Raw genomic sequence first — 20,154 nt, forward strand, 5'->3', positions numbered from 1 at the left:
CCCAAGCAAAGCTTAGGAATAAATGTAAATTAGATGAAGTCTACGTTTGTAACGTGGTGCTTTAGACCTAACTCGTCAGGTGTACAACCAAGAGCAAGTCCTAACATCTGTTGCATATGAAGTACCGGAAGTGAAACTTCACGGCCGATCGCTTCAGAAGCGTGACCAGTCTGCGTATCAAGTTTTAGGTGACATAGAGGACATGGTGTTACCATCCAGTCCGCATTGCCGTCCATTGCACCTGCAACAGCATTTCCAGTAAGAACAGCAGCAGTATGAGGTGCTTGAAGTTCTGCGTGGAAACCACAACATTTGTTTTTCTCTACATAATCAACGTTCATCCCGCCACACGCGATGATAAGATCATCAAGTGAAGTAGGGTTGTAAGGGTTTTCCGCACTTTTGTGAGATTCGTTTTGAAGCTCAGAAGGGCGGATGTTGTGACAACCGTAAAACGGTGCGATATTGAACTGGCTAAGAGGTTTTACAACCATCTTTTTGATCTTATCAAGACCAAAGTCATCGATAATAGCGTACAGGAAGTGAGTGATGTCAGAAGTACCTTTGTACTCTAAACCTACCTCTGCAAGTTTCTCGTTGACTCTCTTTTTAAGGTCAGCGTTATGATCAAGTCTATGTTTTGTCATAGCCGTGTTTAGCTGACATGTATTACAGATAGTGACCATTGTAAGACCGTGTTTCTCAGCATAAGCGATATTACGAGCATTTAATACTAAAGATAAAAAATCATCGTAATCCTGCAGGTGAGAAGCACCACAACAAGAAGCTTCAGTAAGTTCTACAAGATCGATTCCAAGTTTATCTGCAACAGCCATTGTTGACATCATCTGCTCAGGAGTACTCTCTTTAGCGGTACAACCTGTAAAAAGTGCATATCTTAATTTTTTCATCGCTTTTACTCCTAGAACTTAGCTGTTGATGATGATTTAACAAGCTTTTTAATCTCATCTAATTTATCTGCTTTTGGCATATTCCAAGGTAGTACGATCTTACCTTTTTTAAACATTTTGATCGCTACAGGAACATGTTTTAATACACCGATATTTCCTTCAGAGTAGCGAACAAGTTCACCCTCATCCAAGATACCGTGTTTTGCGATAGAGTGTTTGAACCCTACAGCATGGCGAGTAGCGACATTGTTTGAAGCAACGCCTTTAGCAAAGATCATGTTATGAAGTTTCGTGATCTTCTCGATCGGATTGACCTCTTTAGGACAAGCTTCTTGACATTCAAAACATTTTACACAGTCCCAAACACCTTGAGCTTCCTGGTTGACTTCACTGATACGAGATGTTCCGGCTTCATCACGGACATCCGCTTCAAAACGGTAAGCTGCTGCAAATGCTGCAGGCCCGATGAAGTCTTCGTTGATCTCGACTGCAGGACATGCATAGTGACATGCACCACATTGGATACAAAGATCTGCATCAAGTAGTCTTTCAGCCTCTTCAGGAGAGACTAGATGCTCGTTTTCAGGGTTTTCGTCGATCTCACTTACAAGGTACGGCTGTACTTGTGCATGTTTCTCCCAGAAATCACCCTTATCGATGATCATATCTTTGACAGCGCGTTTGATGCTTAGAGGCTCTATCGTGATCTCGTTACCGAAAAGTTCGATCATATCGTTCATGCTCTCTTTACATGCAAGAGTGGAACGTCCATTTACTTTGATAGCACAAGCCCCGCATATACCGTGACGACAACTACGGCGGTAAGAAAAGCTACCGTCGTGATCCCATTTGATTCTGTTTAATATATCTAGTACAACCTCTTCAGAAGTGACTTCCATCTTATACTCTTTATAGTATGGAAGATAATCCTCGTCAGCATTGAAACGAAATACTTTAAAAGTTACATCTTGTGTAGTAATTTTATGAGTACCCATATCTGTAATCCCCTTAGTAATTTCTTGCTTTTAACTCATGTTTACCAAGAGTTACAGGCATATAGTCAAGTTTTAAACTACCGTCTTCATTCATATACGCCATCGTGTGTTTTAAGAAGTTCTCATCATCACGTGTAGTGAAGTCTTCTCTATAGTGAGCACCGCGGCTCTCTTTTCTTGCAACCGCACATTCGACGATAAATGCAGAGTAATCAAGCATGTGACCAAGTTCGATCGCTTCTTGAAGTTCAGTATTGAACACTTTAGATTTATCTTGGATACGGATGTTTTTAAATCTCTCGCGTAACTCTTTTACTTTTCTAACCGCTTCTTCTAAAGACTCTTGAGTTCTAAATGCACCGGCATTATGAGTCATACTGTCTTGAAGTTCTGCACGTAGACCAGGAACTGTTTCAGTACCGTTGTTGTTAAGGATCCATTCGATCTCGCCTAGAGCAGTCTGTGCATCTTCTGCAGTCGCTTTTCTTAGTGGGATACTGTCGATCTCTTCAACCATTGTCTTACCGACAAAACGTCCGAAAAGAAGTGCTTCAAGAACAGAGTTCGCACCTAGACGGTTTGCACCGTGTACAGATACACATGAACATTCGCCCGCTGCATAGAAACCTTCTACGAACTCATCGTTGTTTTTACGAACGTGTCCAGGAATATCTACCGGGATACCACCCATAGAGTAGTGCGCCGTAGCAGAGATAAGGATCGGCTCTTTGATCATATCAAGACCCAGGAATGTGATCGCAAGATCACGAAGTTCCGGTAGTCTTTCCATAATAAGGTCTTTTCCTAAGTGTGTTACGTCAAGGTAAACAGCATCTTTTCTAGGACCTACACCGCGGCCTTCACGGATCTCGTTCATGATCGCACGGCTTACGACGTCGCGTGATGCAAGCTCAAGAGCGTTTGGAGCATATCTCTCCATAAATCTTTCGCCGTTAGAGTTGAAAAGGCGTCCGCCTTCACCACGAGCAGCTTCAGAGATAAGAACACCGTTTCCAGAAAGTCCAGACGGGTGGAATTGAACGAATTCCATATCTTCTAGAGGAAGACCGTGACGAGCCACGATAGAAAGACCGTCACCAGTGTTTGCATGTGCATTTGAGTTGATCTTGAATGAACGAGCGTAACCGCCTGTTGCGAACATTACAGATTTTGCATTGAAGATCGCCATCTGCATATCACGGATATTAAATGCTACGACACCGGAAACTTTTCCATCTTTATAGATGATATCCGCTGCATACCACTCATCCCAGAACTTAACGCCTGCGCGGAAAGCTTGTTCATACATAGTCTGTAATAGAGTTAAACCAGTTCTATCCTTTGCATAACATGCACGAGGAGACGACTGTCCGCCAAATGGGCGTTGAGCTATCTTTCCGTCTGCAGTACGGCTGAAAGCCGCACCCATTCTTTCAGCCCAACGAATCGTTTCAGGCGCTTTTTGACACATAAATTCAACTGCATCTTGATCAGCTAAATAATCAGAACCTTTTACGGTATCAAACTCGTGTAACTCTATGCTGTCTTCATTACTAAGTGCTGCATTGATCCCGCCTTGTGCTGCACCTGAGTGAGAACGAAGTGGATGTAGTTTAGTTATAACAGCAACATTTTTGCCTGCATTTTGTAGTTCACGCGCAGCTGCACAACCTGCTAGTCCAGCTCCAACGATAACTGCATCATAAGTATAAATAGGAATACTCAATTTGCCTTCCTTTTTAAGAGAAATAATGCTTTTATTGTATCTTGATATAGCTTGTGTAAGGTTAAAACGGCGGATTATTTAAATGAAGTTTTGTTATGTTACTATTTGAACCACTTATAACTTAAATTAGGTTTATAAGTAGTTCCATTTTGTAACAGGTTTAGAATTTCTCAGCATGGTCGCGTATTTGCGCAATACGGTTTTGACCATTGGCCTTTGCAGTTTTTAAGATCTCTTTTGATTGAGAGATTGCATCATCAAGCGATTTGTTACTTTGTTTTATAACGAATCCGCCACTGAGTGTAAACGGTATCTTACCGCCTTTAGGATCTTTAAATACAGCTTCCTCTATACTTTTTCTAATAGATTCACAATCATTAAGAGCTTTCTCTTTTGAATCTCTAGAAAGTATGACGGCAAACTGATCGTAATCAATACGAGCGATGACATCGGTCGGCTGCTCATACAGAGATATAATGAAAGAGATCTTTTTAAGTATGGACTGACTCAACTCTTTTGGGATCTCTTTGTCGTACTTTCTAAAGTTGTCCACTTCAAACACACAGACAGTCGTATAGTTACTGTCTTTCATCCCTTTTTTCTCAGAATATGCGTGGATCATCCCTTTATAGTTTTTTATTCCCGTAACAGGGTCAACCATACTAGGGTTTTGCGTGGTCGTCGGTTTTCTGACCATTCTTAGTTTGATAGCATCGATCTCTTTTGTTGCTATTGTCTCTGAAGTTTTTTCATGTCCTACAGCAAAAAGAGATTTTATATCGTCATATATGATTCTCAGTTTTTTAGAGTACCAAAGTGTCGCGATCAAAGAGTTTAGAAATGCTATGTAAAAGATCCATTGTGTTATAAAGAACTTTTGATAGTCGTGATCCACATTTTTAAATATCATCTCGTTTAACAGGCTTATGACCGCTGCTTTTGATGCAGTCAGTTCAGTTAACTTTCTATCTAACTCGTTAGTATTGTTTTCATAATACGCATTGAGTTTATTGATATAGTCATCTTCAAGAGCTAAAAGCTGCTTTATATCGGCATCAAAGTCGCCGTTTAAGCCGACGATGTTCCATAAGATATCGTAAGACGATATAGAGTCTAAAGAGAGAGCTTCCGTCTTCAGCTCAGCACTCATACCGCGAACTTGAATAATACTATAGTCCAGATCGCCTCTGCCCAGGTTATACATTTTATTTACAAGCTGTTTTTGTTCTTTTATACTTTTTATTTTATTGAAAGATGCATATCTGTTTACCTCTATAAGCGAGATAACAAATAATAAAGATGAACTGACTGTTAAAAAAAATAGAAGATTTTTAAATATTGTTTTTATTGAAAACTTCATTCTTCTGTCCTTTATCTTGTGTGATAACAAACTATCACATTATTTAGTTATTCTATATAGATATAGTTTAACATATCCTTAAACACATTATAACCTATATAGCCCTAAAATAGGGAACCTAATTTGTATTTTTGGCTAGTGTGCCCAAAAGTGTGCCAAAAATGTGTTGAAAAATAGGTTAAGAAGCTGTTAAAAAAGCACCTCTTTTTCTGTCTTTGTTCATCACTTTATTTCTAACGCATACATATTTATTCAGTAATCAATCTTGCATAAGCTTTTAAAACATCAATATCAACAACACCTTCTTTCTCTGCTTGTTTGATATTTTCATCAAAATCCCATCCTACGGATTTAATCCCCCTTTTTAGAAGTTCATCTATTGTTTCTTTCGCTACTAGATTGCTTTCTGGAAAATGTGCCAATTTATAAAACCATAATTCAATAATTAATTCATTATCTTCAGTTTGATTAGCGAAAGCATTATCAAGATATTTTACAGCTTCTTTTTTTCTATCATGTTGCAATAGAAATTGTGCATAATTTCCATTATTATTAGCGTGATTTTGGTCAACTTCTAAAGCTTTCTTATAATATTTTTCTGCTTCGTTATAGTCTTTTTTAATAGTATTTAAAAATATTGCATAAGTGCCCAAAATATTACTATTTTTTGGATCAAGTTTTAAGGCTATCTTATAATATTTTTCTGCTTCATCATAGTCTTTTTTGATTTCATGTAAAAAGAGTGCATAATTTCCATTGTTAATAGCGTTAGTTGGATCAAGTTCTAAAGCTTTCTTATGATATTTTTCTGCTTCATCATAGTCTTCTTCAACTCTACTTAAAAAGAGTGCATAATTTCCATTATTAATAGCGTTAGTTGGATCAAGTTCTAAAGCTTTCTTATGATATTTTTCTGCTTCATTATAGTCTTTCAAAACATTACGCAAAAAGAGTGCATAATTTCCATTATTAATAGCGTTAGTTGGATCAAGTTCTAAAGCTTTCTTATAATATTTTTCTGCTTCATCATAGTCTTTTCTAATTTCATGTAAAAAGAGCGCATAATTTCCAATATTATTAGCATTAGTTGGATCAAATTCTATAGCTTTCTTATAATATTTTTCTGCTTCATCATAGTCTTTTTTGATTTCATGTAAAAAGAGTGCATAATTTCCATTGTTAATAGCGTTAGTTGGATCAAGTTCTAAAGCTTTCTTATGATATTTTTCTGCTTCATCATAGTCTTTTCTAATTTCATGTAAAAAGAGCGCATAATTTCCAATATTATTAGCATTAACTGGGTCAAGTTCCAAAGCTTTCTTATAATATTTTTCCGCTTCATCATAGTCTTTTATAATAGTACGTAAAAATAGTGCATAGTTCTCATTTACTGTTGCTTCATTTGGTGCAAGCTCTAAAGCTTTCTTATAATATTTTTCCGCTTTATGATAATCTTTTTTGCTCATTTGTAAAAAGATGGCATAGTTTGAAATTAGCTCATAACTTGTTGGATATTTTGCAATACCCTCAAGATAAATATTATTTTGTTCTATAGAGTCACCTTGTTTATCATTTACTTCTAATTGATATGCCCACCAAGATGGTAATAATTTCTTTATTGCTTCCTTATTGTCTGAACCTTTTAGCTTTCCTGAAAATTGTTCAATCTGATTTTTATATCTTTTTGCATACAATTTTGCGTCTTTTACTATTTGACTTTCTTCTATGTTCTTAATATCAATATATGGAGGAAAATTAAGACTGTCATTTATATTTAACATTAACTCATCAAAACCATCTATTTTGATAATAAAATCCTTTTCTGTTAATAATTTTGTTATTTTTTCAGAAAGGTTATTTTTATTACCAACAAAACACCAATAAAGAGGTTTCTTATCTTCAGTTTTTTCTAAATAGTTCATTAAACTATCATCATTGCCAGCATATCCAAGTACTATCATATTGTTTTCAAGTAAAATTGGTTTTAAAGCATCCTGCCAATGTTCATCAAGTTTTTTGATCTCTTGGTCTGTATTATATGGATCAAATAAAAAATCTCTATGTACTTTTACAATGGTAGGTCGTGAGGGAGAAACAGGATTAATATATTTACTTAATAATTCATGTCCTAATACTAGAGGTTTTGATTTTCTAAATTCAAACAATGCATCTTCAGTCATTGTGTCGAAGTTAGTAGTTATAACAAATTTATTATTAGTTTCATCTAGTATTTGTGCTAAAAAAGAGTAACCAATACTAGGTCTTGCTAAATCCATATATGATTGAAGTTCCTGATAACCTACTTGACGATTAGCTTCAAATCTTTTTTCAAATATTTTTGTATATTTTGAAGCTAAATCGTTTTCTTGTAAATTAATTTCATGTGACCACATTTTTAATTCATCAGGTGATATATCTTCTTTAATTTGTTCATACCACTTTTTTGAAAGAGAAACACCATCAGGTATATTAGAATTCCTTGAAGCACCTGCACCAAGTATAAATCCAAAACGAATACTATTTTTTTGATATTTTGCTGCTTCAACAAATGCTCTAATTAATTGTTGTTGTGTAATTTCACGAGCTTTTATATTATCCATGTATAAAGACCTGTTTTTTTTAATATGAAAAAGTATATCAAAATAAAGAAATAATCACTTTTTTTTATGATCTTTAGTGACTTTTATGCTCAGTTTGAGTTCTATTTTAAGTTTAATGGATTTTTTTGATAAAAATAAAGTATTTATTGGAGAAAAATATATCACACTACATTTAATTTTAGTACGCCTAAAAATCTGCCCAAACATAACCATTTAGAATAAAAAATGAATTTGAATAGAAGTTGCAGAAGTACGTGTTTACGGGTGTCTTCGATTTTCGTTATTTGTGTTCTTTAACATATCTTAATCACAATTCATATAAAATATATCTATGAATTTAGAAGATTATTTTATATCGAATTTTAGCACAAAAAGTAAACATATCGGTGATGATGGTGCATTAATAGACGGTTATGTCTACTCAAAAGACGCTTTTTTTGAAAATATCCACTTTAAACGCAGCTGGATGAGTTTAAAAGAGATAGCATACCGCTCTATGATAATAAACATCAGTGATGCGATCGCTATGAATGCAAAGCCACTTTATGCACTGCTTGCCGTGGCTATGCCAAAAGATATAACTAGATCGGATATGAAAGAGATATCTTCGGGTTTTATGCTTGCTGCGAAAAAGTACGGTATCGATATCATAGGCGGAGATACGATCTCTAACACGAAGTTAGATATCAGTGTGACGATCATATCAAAGACAAAACAGCCGCTTTTACGACGCGGGATGAAAGAGGGCGATCTTTTAGCTTACACAGGTAAAGTAGGGGATTCCAAAAAAGATCTGAAAAAAGTGCTCAGAGGCGGGAAGCTTCATCCAAAGTCCAAGTTTAGGAACATCGTACTTCGAGATAAGTTTGTCTCTCGCACTACGAGATATTTAAGTGCAGGAATGGATATTTCAGACGGTATTTTTAGTGATTTGGATAAACTATCATCTGTAAACTCTCTGGGATATGACTTTTTTAAGAAGATATCAAAAGAGATAGGCTGCAGCGGTGAAGAGTACGAGATGCTCGTCTCCTTTGATCCAAGAAAGAGAAAGAGCGTTTTAAGACGTGCGGCACAGACAAGAACACCTGTCACTATCTTTGCGCAGGCAGCAAGAAAAAGATACAAGAACAGATGCAAATCACACCATTTTTAAAAGGCAAATATGAACCGTTTTTATAGCATGAGTCACTCTAGCATTAATTTCATTTTTAAACAGACCGCTAGGGATTTCGTAGTAGATGAGATACCGCTTTATGAGTTTAGCGGTGAGGGCGAACATCTCGTCTTACATGTAAGAAAGAAAAACCTTACGACTTGGGAGATGATCGACAAGATATGTGTACATCTCGGCATAAAAGCAAAAGAGGTCGGCTACGCCGGTCTTAAAGACAAGAATGCGATGACGAAACAGTATATCTCTATCGATAAGAAATATGAAGAGAAGATGGAGAATTTTGAGCATCCGGATATAAAGATACTCTCAAAGACGTATCATAACAACAAAATACGTACAGGGCATCTTAAAGGCAACAGGTTCTTTATTCGTCTGAAAAAAGTCAATCCTACAAATGCCAAAAAGATATCTTTGGCTCTTAAACACATAAAAGAGTACGGATTGCCTAACTTCTTTGGCTATCAGCGTTTCGGTAATGACGGAGATAACTATATACTTGGTGAAAAGGTGGCTCGCGGTCAGGTAAAAGAGCGCAACCCTAAAGTGAAAAAACTGCTGATAAACTCCTACCAGAGTCATCTTTTTAACCTTTGGCTGAGCCGTCGTCTAGAGATAAGTACGCTTGTAAACAGTTTCAGCGCAGAAGAGCTTGAACCTATGCTGAACCTTTCAAAACATACGTTAGAGCAGATGAAAGAGCAGAAACATCCGTTTAAGATGATAGTAGGCGATGTCATAGAACACTATCCTCACGGACGTCTTTTTAACTATGAAGGCGATAAAGAGGATATAAAAAGATTTGAAGAGCGCGGGGTCTCGGTGACGGGGCTTCTATGCGGTAAAAAAGCTTGGCTTGCAAAAGATGAAGCATGGACAATAGAAAAAGATTATAATGAAACCATCTCGGCAGACGGTGCCAGACGTTATGCGTGGATATTCCCCGAAGATGTCGAGGGTGAGTATAAAGAGCAGGAAGCTTGGTATGAGCTTCACTTCACACTGCCGAAGGGTTCATACGCGACCGTATTGATTGAAGAGATTGCAAAAAGGGAGATAAGATCTTGAGTAAACATATAACGAGTTTAATATCACAATATTTTGGAAAGTTCGCATCACACGAGTTTCCTTCATGGTTCCAAAGAATAGTAAACCAGAGTTATGTATCTTTGATGGGACTTGATATGAGCGAGTTTAAAGCACCATCGACATATAAAAGTCTTAACCAGCTTTTTACGCGTCACTTAAGAGAACCGAGACATTTCAGTCTTGACGGAGCCGATCTTATCTCTCCGTGTGATTCTTTTATCTCAGAGTGCGGCGACCTTGATGAGGATTATGCATTACAGATCAAAGGAATGGGCTATAAAACAGATGAGCTTTTAGGAGAGAACTTCAGCGATGAAGAGAAAAAAGCGGTACATAACGGGCAGTTTATAAACTTTTATCTCTCGCCTAAAGATTACCACCGTTACCACATTCCTATGAATCTGAAAGTCTTAAAAGCGGTGCATATCCCGGGGAAACTTTACCCTGTCAATATGCCTTCGCTTAAAAAACGCCTTAACCTCTTTATAGAGAACGAGCGTGTCGTCATCAAATGTGAGACAGTGGATAAAAAGATATTTTACATGGTCCTTGTGGGTGCGCTCAATGTCGGCGTGATGAAAGTCTCTTTTGAGCCTCGCATCAAGACTGACGCGGATGCAGAACAACAAAGCGTTTATGAGTATGAAGACCTTTACCTGAATAAGGGTGATGATTTCGGATGTTTTGAGATGGGTTCGACCATCGTCATCCTTAGTGAAGAAAACATGTTTGACCTGCAGATAAACAGCGGAGAACATGTCCGTTTCGGTCAGACGATCGCCAAATATCTGGATTAAGATAGATGTACGAGTCTATTATTGCAGTCTTAAGTCTTCTTGCCGGAGCTTTGACTGTATGGCTGGTAGGTTTCAGATCACTTAAAAACAGACACGAGAACGAGATCAGTCTTTTAAAAGATGAGTATGAGAAACAGAAAGAGCGTGTTTATGAGCTGAACAACCAAAAAGCGACACTTGAAGAGCGTGTCCGCGGACTGGAGCAAAAAAGTGCAAAGTTCGAACAGCTCTTAGAGGAATACACTCATGCTCAAAGCAGGATAGTACAGCTTGAGACTACGCTTGATAAAGAGCGACAGATGAGCATAGAGAAGCTCAGACTTCTTGAAGAGAACAAAGAGCATATGAAGCTCGAGTTCAAAGAGCTTGCAGATAAGATCCTAGAATCAAACTCCGAAAAATTCTCCACACAAAACAAAGATACCCTAACAAAGATGATAACGCCTATAAAAGAGCAGTTCGATGCTTTTAAAAAGCAGATAGACGATGTCTACATCAAAGAGGCGAAAGACCGCTCTATGCTGCAGTCTGAAATAAAAGCGATCAAAGAGATCAACCATCAGATGAGTCTCGATGCCAAGAACCTTACCCGTGCACTTAAAGGCGAGAGCAAGAAGCAGGGGATCTGGGGCGAGATGATACTCGAGAGTGTCTTGGAGAACTCGGGTCTGCGCGAAGGATATGAGTATGAGCGTGAGGTAAGTTTACAGCATGAGGGCGACGGAAGTCGTTTTCGTCCCGATGTCATAGTGCATCTGCCAGATACTCGGGAGATCATCATCGATGCAAAGACTTCGCTTACTGCGTATGAACAGTATATAAACGAGAGTGATGAAGAGCATAAGACCCGTTTTGCTTCCTTACATGTAAGCTCCATGAAAAAACATGTGGATGAACTAAGCGCTAAAGACTACACAAAGTTAAAGGGTGTGGAGACGTTGGACTTTATCTTTATGTTCGTACCTATCGAGAGTGCTTTACTTATGGCGATGGAGTATGATCCTACACTTTTTGACTATGCATTTAAGAAGAGGGTGGTCTTAGTCGGGCCGACAACGCTTATGGTCTCGCTTCGTGCAGTTGAGAACACTTGGAAGTATGAGCATCAGCAGAGAAACGCACAGGAGATAGCAAAACGCGCAGGTCTGCTTTTTGACAAGTTTGTCGGTTTTGTGGAAAGTGTCGAGAAACTCGGCAAGCAGATAGAAACCGTTCAGCGAACATATAACGAGACGTATAACAAACTCCATATGGGTTCAGGCAGCATAACGACTCAGTTTCAAAAGCTTGAAAAGCTTGGAGCGGCTGCAAGTAAAAGTATTCCTGAACATATAGTAAGACAGATAGAAGAGTAAAGATTTTATTTTACAGGTCGTAAAAGATGGATAGACTGATAGAGTATTTTATTAAAAGCAAACATCTAAGCTATGTGCTGCTTATCTTTTTGGCGTATCTCGGTTATAACGCGTATGTAAAGATCCCAAAAGAGATGTTTCCAACAGTCGTACTCGACAAGATAAGCATCAGTGGAAAGTATGCCGGTGCCAGTGCTACGAACATGGATAAGATGGCCGTGCGCGATATAGAAGATGAGATAAGTAATCTCAACGGTATCGATAAGACCGAGACGACGATCATTCCCGGTTCTTTTACGATCATCCTGACACTTAATGAACATGCAGATAAGATCAATCTGCTCAATAAAGTAAAAGATGCCATCTCGGTATCGAGACAGTTCCTTCCCTCTGATATGAACGAGCCTGTCGCAAAACTTTTAGATAAGAGCAAGTCTCTTATAAAACTCTCCGTCTCTTCGACAAAACTCTCAAAAAGCGAGCTGATACCAATAGCGCAGGATATCAAGACTAAGCTTTCAAGAGTAAAAAACATCAGTGAGATCTCTATAAGAGGGGATGCCGATCAGGAACTCTCTATCAGGCTCAACACCAATGCGATACTGACATACGGTCTGAGCCACGCCGATGTAATAAACGCCATCTCGAATCTTTCCTATATCTTTCCGATCGGAAACATTGAAGATCGCGGGAACTTCGTATTTATCTCCACGGTCAACGGCAAAAATTCAAAGCAGGACTATAAAGACGCGATACTCAAAGTCGGTGATAAGTTCGTAAGACTTGGAGATATCGCCGATGTGGATATCTACTATCCACAGACCAATACGCTTTCATCTTTTAACGGCAACCAGACCCTCACGCTTGTTATAGATAAAGCGGAAGAGGGCGATTCTATTCAGCTTTCAAAGCAGCTTCGAGCGTATGTCAAAAAGCTGGAAAAGAACTACAAAGACGTGATATTCAACTTCTATCAGGATAGCTCAAAACCGATCAAAAGCCGTCTTGACACCGTCGTATCAAATATGATGTTCGGGCTTATTCTGGTATTTATATCGATGTATATATTTATCAACCTTAGGATCGCGATCATCGTCGCAGTGGGGATTCCTTTCTCTTTTATCATCGGGCTTTTATTTATCTACTATATGGGCTATTCTATCAATATCGTCTCACTTTTGGGTGCGCTTATCGTCATCGGTATCGTAGTCGACGATGCCATAGTCGTGAGTGAGAATATCCAGCGCCATATTGACGAGGGGATGGATAACCATAAAGCGGCACTTTACGGTGTCAAAGAGATGATGCTGCCTGTGACTTTGGCTACGGTTACGACGGTCGTGGCATTTCTGCCGATGTTTATGATGACGGGAGAGATAGCGCTCTTTTTGATCTTAGTGCCAATAGTAGTCGTTATGATCCTTTTTGGTTCGCTGATCGAGAGTTTTTTCTTTCTGCCTCTGCATGCTCAGGAGTTTTTGAGAAAAAGCAATAACTTTTTTGACTGGACGGGGTTTCAAGACCTGTATGAAAGAGTCCTGCATAAGTTCATAAAGTATAAAAAGAGCTCACTGCTTCTATTTTTGATACTGATCCCGCTTTTGACGGTCATTACGGCAAAGTCGATGAAGTTTCAGTTCTTTCCGAACTTTGACGGTAACAATCTTTATATATCAGGCAAACTGAGTGTCGATACACCTATAGAAGACACGTTTAAAATTGCAAGAGAGATAGAGCTTGAGATGATGAAGCATAAAGAGGAGTTCTCTTTAAAATCGATCTCTGCGACAAGCGGATACAGAAGAAGCCTTTCAGGCGAGACGGAACACTCTAACAATGTGTTTTACATAACGATGGAACTTTATGACAGGGAAGATACGAACTGGATAAACAAGTATGTAAATCCTCTGCTGAACTTCAGTTTTGATTTTAACGATCCCGATAAAAGAAGAGAAAAACGTACTTTTGAACTCTCTCCTTTGGCAAAAAAGATCATCGAACCTTACAAAGCCAAGTATCATATGCTCGATCTTGGTGTGACGGAGGATAAACCCGGGATCATCAGAAGCGATATACAGATCAACCTCTCAGGTGTAAACGATGTGGAGCTTGAAGACTCTATAAAAAAACTTGAAAAACAGTTGGCGAGCATAGACGGGGTGCTGAACTACAGCGATAATATCCGCTACGGGAAGATGGAGTACAAGATCAAGATCAATCCTTATGGAGAGAGTCTGGGACTCAGCGAGGCGTCTATTGCAAGACTGCTTAGTGACTACTTCTTGGAAAAACGCCAGACAAGTACCTTTAACGACCGCGGTGTTATGGAGATAAAGACGGAGGATATGGACAAGGACAAGACAAAGACCCTGCTTGATTTTGATATCCCTCTAGGTGACGGCCGTTATGTCAAGCTTCTGCAGGTTGCGGATATCGTCAAGATACGTGATTACGAGAAGATAGATAAACTCAACGGCAATATCGTAAAAACAGTCTTTGCAAACGTCGATAAAAGACGCATTACGCCTCAAGAGGCCTTAGATCAGCTGCAGTCTACACTCGATGCCATATCAAATTCAGGTATCGAGGTCAGTCTGTTAGGAGAGAAAGAGAAGAGCTCACAGCTTAAAAGTGATATGAAAAGAGCGGTCTTACTGGCACTTTTCTTGATTTTGATAACATTGTTATTGATATTTCCGAAGATAAAATACGCGCTTATGGTTATGAGTGTTATACCTCTTTCCGTCTTAGGTGCACTGATCGGACACAAGCTGCTGGGGATCAACTTGACGATGCCTTCTATCATCGGTATATTGGGACTTGCGGGTGTCGTCATAAATGACGGGATCATCATGCTTGACTTCCTGCACGGTACGCATCAGACAGATCAGTTTTACAAACGTGCAAAACTGAGACTGCGCCCGATCGTTATCACATCGGTCACGACCTTTTTAGGTCTCTTTACTCTGATATTTTACGCAACGGGTCAAGCCGTTATATTGCAGCCTATAGCGATCTCTATTGGTTTTGGACTTATCTGGGGAACTTTTTTAAATCTTTTATATCTGCCGACGCTGTATGCGTTGATAAACGGTATAAAAGCGAGTAGGGATGAATAGAAATTTAAGTGGAGCGGGTGAAGGGACTCGAACCCTCGACCCTCAGCTTGGAAGGCTGACGCTCTAGCCAACTGAGCTACGCCCGCTTACTTTTGTTGTTTTTATGTTTGTTGGATGGGGTAGAGGGATTCGAACCCCCGAATGTTGGTACCAAAAACCAATGCCTTACCGCTTGGCGATACCCCAATATTTGAGTAGAAAGTTAATTTTTAAAATAAAAGTTGGTTGCGGAAATAGGATTTGAACCTATGACCTTCGGGTTATGAGCCCGACGAGCTACCGAACTGCTCTATTCCGCGGTGTTTTATGGATGGGGTAGAGGGATTCGAACCCCCGAATGTTGGTACCAAAAACCAATGCCTTACCGCTTGGCGATACCCCAATATAATAATAAAAAAAATAACTTTTGGTTGCGGAAACAGGATTTGAACCTATGACCTTCGGGTTATGAGCCCGACGAGCTACCGAACTGCTCTATTCCGCGGTGTTTACGACTACTCCAACCTGTTGTTGGGCCGAAATTATATGAAAATAATACTCTTTTGTCAAGGCCTTTTTACGTTTATAATGCTTTTTAGTTAACTTTGAATATAATGCCGAATATAATTTACATGTAAAGAAGAGTTTATGACACCTATTGATAGAGTTTTACAAGCCATAGAAGATATAAAAAAAGGGAAGATGGTCATCATGGTCGATGATGAAGATAGAGAAAACGAGGGTGACCTGGTTTATGCATCTGTATTTTCTACGCCTGAACACGTTAACTTTATGGCGACTCGTGCAAGAGGACTTATCTGTGTCGCTATAAATAAAGAGATAGCGGCAAGACTTAATCTCAATCCGATGGTCAGTTCAAACACATCAACGCATGAGACGGCATTTACAGTCTCTGTTGATGCAGCTGCTGCAAAAACGGGTATCTCTGCCAGTGAAAGAGATATGGCGATCAGAATACTTGCAAACCCGATAAGTCATGAAACCGATCTTGTCAGACCGGGACACATCTTCCCGTTGATAGCTAAAGACGGCGGGACTTTGATACGTACGGGGCATACAGAGGGTTCTGTAGACTTATGCCGTCTTTCGGGACTGAGCGAGAGTGCAGTTATCTGTGAGATCATTAAAGATGACGGTACGATGGCTCGTCGTGACGATCTGGATATCTTTGCAAAAGAGAACGAACTGAATATCGTATATATTTCCGATATCGTCGAATACAGACTTGCAAATGAGATCCTTGTGACAAAACAGGAAGAAGAAACGATAGAGTTTTTCGGTGTAAAAGTGAAGAAATACGCATTTTTAGATCATAATAAGATAGAACACACTGCTATCGTGTTTCATAGCGTCGGTTCTGTTTCAAATGTTAAAGTCCATAACGTAGTACCGGATATCGATCTCTTTTTAAATCAGCCGAAATACAATCATCTTGTGGATTCTATCGAGTATCTAAAACAAAACAGCGGTGTATTGATATTTATAAATAAACCGACTCATGAAGAGGATTCTTCGATGAAAGAGTACGGAATAGGGGCTCAGATACTGAAGTCACTCGGTGTGAAGAGTATGAACCTTATAACAGGTTCAAAACAAAAAGAGCTTGTAGGGCTTAGCGGTTTTGGGCTTGATATAAACGAGATGGTTCATCTGTAGGAATGAAGTAACTCTCGTTATATTTGCTCGCCGGATTCCAAAACATCCATCCGCTTGTGTTCGCATCGGCACAAGCTTTTATCTGCTCTTGAATCTCCGCTTTTTTATAATGTCTTCTATCATATGCATAGTCTTTAAAGGCTTGCAGCCAAGGACGTACGCGTATTGGGTCTATATCGCAGTGGATATGCTTGACACTTCTGTAGATCGTCTCATACGGTTCTGCTGCAGGGTTGTCAAATCCGAACGATCCTGCCGCAAAACCTGAAGGATAAAGCATAGGTGCAAGGTAGTCTGCATACTGTGCCAGTGATTTTATCGTATGGCCGATGTTCGTGTCATCATCTGCCCAGCATACGTTTCCGTAAGTGTCTACAGATACAAATACCCCGTAAGGACGCAGTTTTTTCTGTGCATCTTCTATAAAGTTGCCTATTGCCTGTACACGGTTCTTTTGATTATTTTGTTTGCTAAACTGTAAAGATAGCTTAGCAGGGAACCTGACATAATCAAAGTTTATCTCGTCAAATCCGCGTTTTGCTGCATCTGCCGCGATGGAAAGGACATAGTCGTATGACTTAGACATGTAGGGATCGACCCAGGCCATCTTCTCACGGTTTCTCCATACTGTGCCGTTTTTATCTTTTAAGGCGAATTGAGGGTAGTTCTTCGCACGCAGTTCATCTTTGAAGACTACGACTCTGGCGATCATATAGACATTCTTTTTCTTCATAAGCTGCATAAACTTATCGATATCTTTGATCGTTCTGTGTCTCCATGCATCTATATCATTTGCTTTGGTGTAGTCTGTTTTGTAAGATGTCCATCCAAACTCGTTTTTGACATCGACAACGACAGCATTGATCTGTTTGTCATCGATCATCTTCATGATCCTCTTAAGTGTTTTAGACTTGATGTTCGCTCCCCAAAAAGAGAGGTAAAGTGCTTTTATATGAATAGGTTCTATATAAAGTCTTGAAGTGTTGGCATCGGATTTAAAACTATATGGTCTGTAGCCGTACGCTTTTACATGTACAAGTGTCTCGTTCGTTTCGAGGCTGAAACGGCCGTTTTTATCGCTTACGACCTCGTTCTTTAGGTCAAATATCTTAGCGCCGGCAATCGGCAGCGTAGTGTTTTTATCGAGGAGTATTCCATTTATAGAAGCAAGTAGAAAAGTCGGTATCAGGAAAAAAAGTATCTTTAGCATATATAATCTCATAACGGTTTAAATTTGATGCGGGATTATATCTGAAAAAAAAGGAAAATTTGTTAATAATGGACTACTATTCTTCATTTCTTATCTTTTTGTTAGAAGTGGGCTTTTTAGGCTTATTTCTTTTTATTATCTATGCAGTGTATGACCGATATAGACTAAAAAAGATCGCTGAAACACCTTTTAGTAAAGAGTATGAAGATGTTCTCAAAAAGACGCCTCATTATGCAAGGCTAAGTGAGGAAGATAAGCAAAAGATCCAACGGTCGGTGATGCTTTTTATAAATACAAAAGAGTTTGTCGGTGTACGTATGAGTATCACTACCGAGATAAAACTGATCATCGCTTTTTATGCATGTTTACTGCTTTTACATGTAAGCGAAGAGAACTGTTATGAGAACTTAAAGACGATCATCGTTTACCCTAACACCATCATAACAAAAGAGATAAAATCAAATGGCGGAGTCTATACGAACGAGAAGTTTTTTCTAGAGGGACAATCTGTCAACGACACGGTGATAATCAGCTGGCATGAAGCTAAAAAAGAGGCTTATCATCTGCATCGTAACAATGTCATCATCCATGAATTCGCCCATGAGATAGACTTTATGGATGGAGAGATAGACGGAGTGCCGCCTCTTGAAAAGTCAAAATATGGTTCATGGGCACATATATTAGGAAAAAATTTCGATGCTTTAAGCAAAGTGGCAATAAAAAACAGGGACTGGGGGAAATACAAGATACTCGGCAGATATGCCGCAACAAACGAGGCAGAGTTTTTCGCGGTACTCACCGAGTTGTATTTTGAGAAGCCAAATTCATTAAAACAGAACTTTCCCGATCTCTATAATGAGCTTCATAAGTTTTACAAGATAGAGTTCTTAGAGTAATATCTTTTTACTCTCCTGTTTCGCCAAAAAAGCTAAACGCTACATATACAGCGGCAAACACTGCAATCACCACTCCCCATTCAAAATAGTCCAGTTCCATTTTAAGCCCCTTATATCAGGTTACCTGACGTTTAAAAAGTATTTCAAACTTGTATCTGCCCACACCTTACTAAGGTCAAGATGTTTTTTTATAGAGTTATATACTATCTCAAAATCTTTATTTTTAGCTGATTGTTCTGCTATAACTTCTTGAAGACCTCTTTTCCCGGCTTCGTTCACTTCATCAGGAAATTTTAGAAGTTCGACTCCTAATGACTTGAGTTTCTCGAGTGCATGGATGTTCTCATAATGAAATTCTGACGTCATTGAAGAGTTCAGATCACTTGATGCGAGATCAATGATCGCTTTATGTTCGTCAGCTAACTTGTTCCAAGACTGTTTGTTAAACGTCAGTTCTAGTATCGAACCCGGTTCATGCCAGCCTGAATAGTAGTATGGAGCGACTTTATAAAATCCCATCTTCATATCAAGTGCAGGTCCGACCCATTCTGTCGCATCGATAACACCGCGTTCAAGTGATGTGTAAATCTCTCCCGCAGGCAGTAAAATAGGATTTACTCCCATTTTCGAGAATACCTCTCCTCCGAGTCCCGGAATCCTCATCTTTAATCCCTGCATGTCTGCAAGCGAGTTAATCTTCTTTCTAAACCATCCGCCCATTTGGATGTTTGTGTTCCCGCCTAAAAGCGGGTAGAGATTGTACTTATCGTACTTTTCTCTCCAAAGTTCGAGTCCTCCGCCAAAAAGCATCCAGGAGTTTATCTCTTCTGCCGTAAATCCAAAAGGGATACCGCTAAAGAGTGAGAACGAACTGTTTTTACCTTTCCAGTAGTATGGACCTGAGTGAAATGCGTCTATCTGTCCGTTACTTGCTGCATCAAAAACTGCCAGGGCAGGGACTAACGTATTTTTTGGGAAAAGCTTTATTTCTAAAGAACCGCCGCTGGCATCTTTTACTTTTTGTGCAAATCTCTCGACTCCCGTTCCCATGATAGGAAAGTGGGCAGGCCAGCTTGTAGCAAGCGTGATAACACTCTTTTTATTTTTATTTACATTGACTCTTTTTACATCGTCATCAGAGCTTTTTTTCGGATGTTTTGAGTAATCTATCGCAACGTGATTGCCTTCATTACATCCTGTCAGTGCGACAGCTGTCGCTGCACTCAGACTTGCTGTTATAAAATCTCTTCTGTCCATATTTTTATT

The 20,154-nt window shown here is 39.1% G+C and carries 14 protein-coding genes and 5 tRNA genes; 7 read left to right on the forward strand and 12 right to left on the reverse strand.

The genetic code is table 11. The features are described 5' to 3' along the window. Positions 1–29: 29 nt before the first annotated feature. The 5 genes from WCX87_RS04785 to WCX87_RS04805 form a co-directional block, all read right to left on the reverse strand. Complete coding sequence (locus WCX87_RS04785; protein WP_345980909.1) at positions 30–911, reverse strand: CoB--CoM heterodisulfide reductase iron-sulfur subunit B family protein; 882 nt, start codon at positions 909–911, stop codon at positions 30–32. Positions 912–922: 11 nt separating this feature from the next. Next, positions 923–1,906 (reverse strand): succinate dehydrogenase iron-sulfur subunit, encoded by a 984-nt coding sequence (gene sdhB / locus WCX87_RS04790; RefSeq protein ID WP_345980910.1) that lies wholly within the window; start codon positions 1,904–1,906, stop codon positions 923–925. A 13-nt stretch (positions 1,907–1,919) separates the two neighbouring features. Further along, positions 1,920–3,632 carry a succinate dehydrogenase flavoprotein subunit gene (gene sdhA, locus WCX87_RS04795; protein ID WP_345980911.1) on the reverse strand — a complete coding sequence of 571 codons (1,713 nt, stop codon included), beginning with the start codon at positions 3,630–3,632 and terminating at the stop codon, positions 1,920–1,922. 160 nt (positions 3,633–3,792) lie between these two features. Further along, positions 3,793–4,992: a diguanylate cyclase gene (locus tag WCX87_RS04800; RefSeq protein WP_345980912.1), complete on the reverse strand. Its 1,200-nt coding sequence runs from the start codon at positions 4,990–4,992 to the stop codon at positions 3,793–3,795. A gap of 248 nt (positions 4,993–5,240) precedes the next feature. Then, on the reverse strand, positions 5,241–7,592 hold the full coding sequence (locus WCX87_RS04805; protein ID WP_345980913.1) for a tetratricopeptide repeat protein: 2,352 nt from the start codon (positions 7,590–7,592) through the stop codon (positions 5,241–5,243). 331 nt (positions 7,593–7,923) lie between these two features. Here WCX87_RS04805 and WCX87_RS04810 point away from each other — a divergent pair, with 331 nt between their 5' ends. From WCX87_RS04810 to WCX87_RS04830, 5 genes are read left to right on the forward strand one after another with little or no spacing between them, the layout of a single operon-like run. Next, positions 7,924–8,748: a thiamine-phosphate kinase gene (locus WCX87_RS04810; protein WP_345980914.1), complete on the forward strand. Its 825-nt coding sequence runs from the start codon at positions 7,924–7,926 to the stop codon at positions 8,746–8,748. A 9-nt stretch (positions 8,749–8,757) separates the two neighbouring features. Further along, positions 8,758–9,834 (forward strand): tRNA pseudouridine(13) synthase TruD, encoded by a 1,077-nt coding sequence (gene truD, locus WCX87_RS04815; protein ID WP_345980915.1) that lies wholly within the window; start codon positions 8,758–8,760, stop codon positions 9,832–9,834. Then, a complete protein-coding gene (locus tag WCX87_RS04820) occupies positions 9,831–10,652 on the forward strand; it encodes a phosphatidylserine decarboxylase (RefSeq protein ID WP_345980916.1) in 822 nt (273 codons plus the stop codon). Before truD ends, WCX87_RS04820 begins: the two co-directional genes overlap by 4 nt. A 5-nt stretch (positions 10,653–10,657) precedes the next feature. Beyond that, a complete protein-coding gene (gene rmuC / locus WCX87_RS04825) occupies positions 10,658–12,007 on the forward strand; it encodes a DNA recombination protein RmuC (protein WP_345980917.1) in 1,350 nt (449 codons plus the stop codon). Positions 12,008–12,033: 26 nt separating this feature from the next. After that, on the forward strand, positions 12,034–15,126 hold the full coding sequence (locus WCX87_RS04830) for an efflux RND transporter permease subunit (RefSeq protein ID WP_345980918.1): 3,093 nt from the start codon (positions 12,034–12,036) through the stop codon (positions 15,124–15,126). A 9-nt stretch (positions 15,127–15,135) separates the two neighbouring features. Here the strand turns inward: WCX87_RS04830 and WCX87_RS04835 are convergent. From WCX87_RS04835 to WCX87_RS04855, 5 genes are all read right to left on the reverse strand, one after another. Then, positions 15,136–15,212, reverse strand: a tRNA-Gly gene (locus WCX87_RS04835). Positions 15,213–15,237: 25 nt separating this feature from the next. Further along, positions 15,238–15,312, reverse strand: a tRNA-Gln gene (locus WCX87_RS04840). 36 nt (positions 15,313–15,348) lie between these two features. Beyond that, positions 15,349–15,425 (reverse strand) — tRNA-Met (locus WCX87_RS04845). 8 nt (positions 15,426–15,433) lie between these two features. Continuing rightward, positions 15,434–15,508: transfer RNA gene (locus WCX87_RS04850), tRNA-Gln, on the reverse strand. A gap of 25 nt (positions 15,509–15,533) precedes the next feature. Next, a tRNA-Met gene (locus WCX87_RS04855) sits at positions 15,534–15,610 on the reverse strand. Between the two features lie 143 nt (positions 15,611–15,753). Between WCX87_RS04855 and WCX87_RS04860 the strand changes: the two genes are divergently transcribed. Continuing rightward, positions 15,754–16,782: a bifunctional 3,4-dihydroxy-2-butanone 4-phosphate synthase/GTP cyclohydrolase II gene (locus tag WCX87_RS04860; protein WP_345980919.1), complete on the forward strand. Its 1,029-nt coding sequence runs from the start codon at positions 15,754–15,756 to the stop codon at positions 16,780–16,782. Here the strand turns inward: WCX87_RS04860 and WCX87_RS04865 are convergent. After that, entirely contained in the window at positions 16,739–17,992 is a 1,254-nt protein-coding gene (locus tag WCX87_RS04865; protein ID WP_345980920.1) for a putative glycoside hydrolase, read from the reverse strand. The genes WCX87_RS04860 and WCX87_RS04865 overlap by 44 nt on opposite strands. A gap of 68 nt (positions 17,993–18,060) precedes the next feature. Between WCX87_RS04865 and WCX87_RS04870 the strand changes: the two genes are divergently transcribed. Next, complete coding sequence (locus WCX87_RS04870; RefSeq protein WP_345980921.1) at positions 18,061–18,888, forward strand: M90 family metallopeptidase; 828 nt, start codon at positions 18,061–18,063, stop codon at positions 18,886–18,888. Positions 18,889–19,008: 120 nt separating this feature from the next. On the opposite strand, the gene WCX87_RS04875 is transcribed toward WCX87_RS04870, so the two are convergent. Continuing rightward, complete coding sequence (locus tag WCX87_RS04875; protein ID WP_345980922.1) at positions 19,009–20,145, reverse strand: substrate-binding domain-containing protein; 1,137 nt, start codon at positions 20,143–20,145, stop codon at positions 19,009–19,011. Between the last annotated feature and the right edge of the window lie 9 nt (positions 20,146–20,154).

Origin of the sequence: Sulfurimonas sp. HSL3-2, assembly GCF_039645965.1 — a bacterium.
Taxonomy (GTDB): domain Bacteria; phylum Campylobacterota; class Campylobacteria; order Campylobacterales; family Sulfurimonadaceae; genus Hydrocurvibacter; species Hydrocurvibacter mobilis.

Bases quoted from the DNA above. Each gene is read 5' to 3' on its own strand.
- WCX87_RS04860 (WP_345980919.1), top strand. From the start codon at position 15,754: ATGACACCTATTGATAGAGTTTTACAAGCCATAGAAGATATAAAAAAA.
- WCX87_RS04805 (WP_345980913.1), bottom strand. From the start codon at position 7,592: ATGGATAATATAAAAGCTCGTGAAATTACACAACAACAATTAATTAGA.
- truD (WP_345980915.1), top strand. From the start codon at position 8,758: ATGAACCGTTTTTATAGCATGAGTCACTCTAGCATTAATTTCATTTTT.
- WCX87_RS04810 (WP_345980914.1), top strand. From the start codon at position 7,924: ATGAATTTAGAAGATTATTTTATATCGAATTTTAGCACAAAAAGTAAA.
- WCX87_RS04865 (WP_345980920.1), bottom strand. From the start codon at position 17,992: ATGCTAAAGATACTTTTTTTCCTGATACCGACTTTTCTACTTGCTTCT.
- rmuC (WP_345980917.1), top strand. From the start codon at position 10,658: ATGTACGAGTCTATTATTGCAGTCTTAAGTCTTCTTGCCGGAGCTTTG.
- WCX87_RS04800 (WP_345980912.1), bottom strand. From the start codon at position 4,992: ATGAAGTTTTCAATAAAAACAATATTTAAAAATCTTCTATTTTTTTTA.
- WCX87_RS04785 (WP_345980909.1), bottom strand. From the start codon at position 911: ATGAAAAAATTAAGATATGCACTTTTTACAGGTTGTACCGCTAAAGAG.
- WCX87_RS04870 (WP_345980921.1), top strand. From the start codon at position 18,061: ATGGACTACTATTCTTCATTTCTTATCTTTTTGTTAGAAGTGGGCTTT.
- WCX87_RS04830 (WP_345980918.1), top strand. From the start codon at position 12,034: ATGGATAGACTGATAGAGTATTTTATTAAAAGCAAACATCTAAGCTAT.
- WCX87_RS04875 (WP_345980922.1), bottom strand. From the start codon at position 20,145: ATGGACAGAAGAGATTTTATAACAGCAAGTCTGAGTGCAGCGACAGCT.
- sdhB (WP_345980910.1), bottom strand. From the start codon at position 1,906: ATGGGTACTCATAAAATTACTACACAAGATGTAACTTTTAAAGTATTT.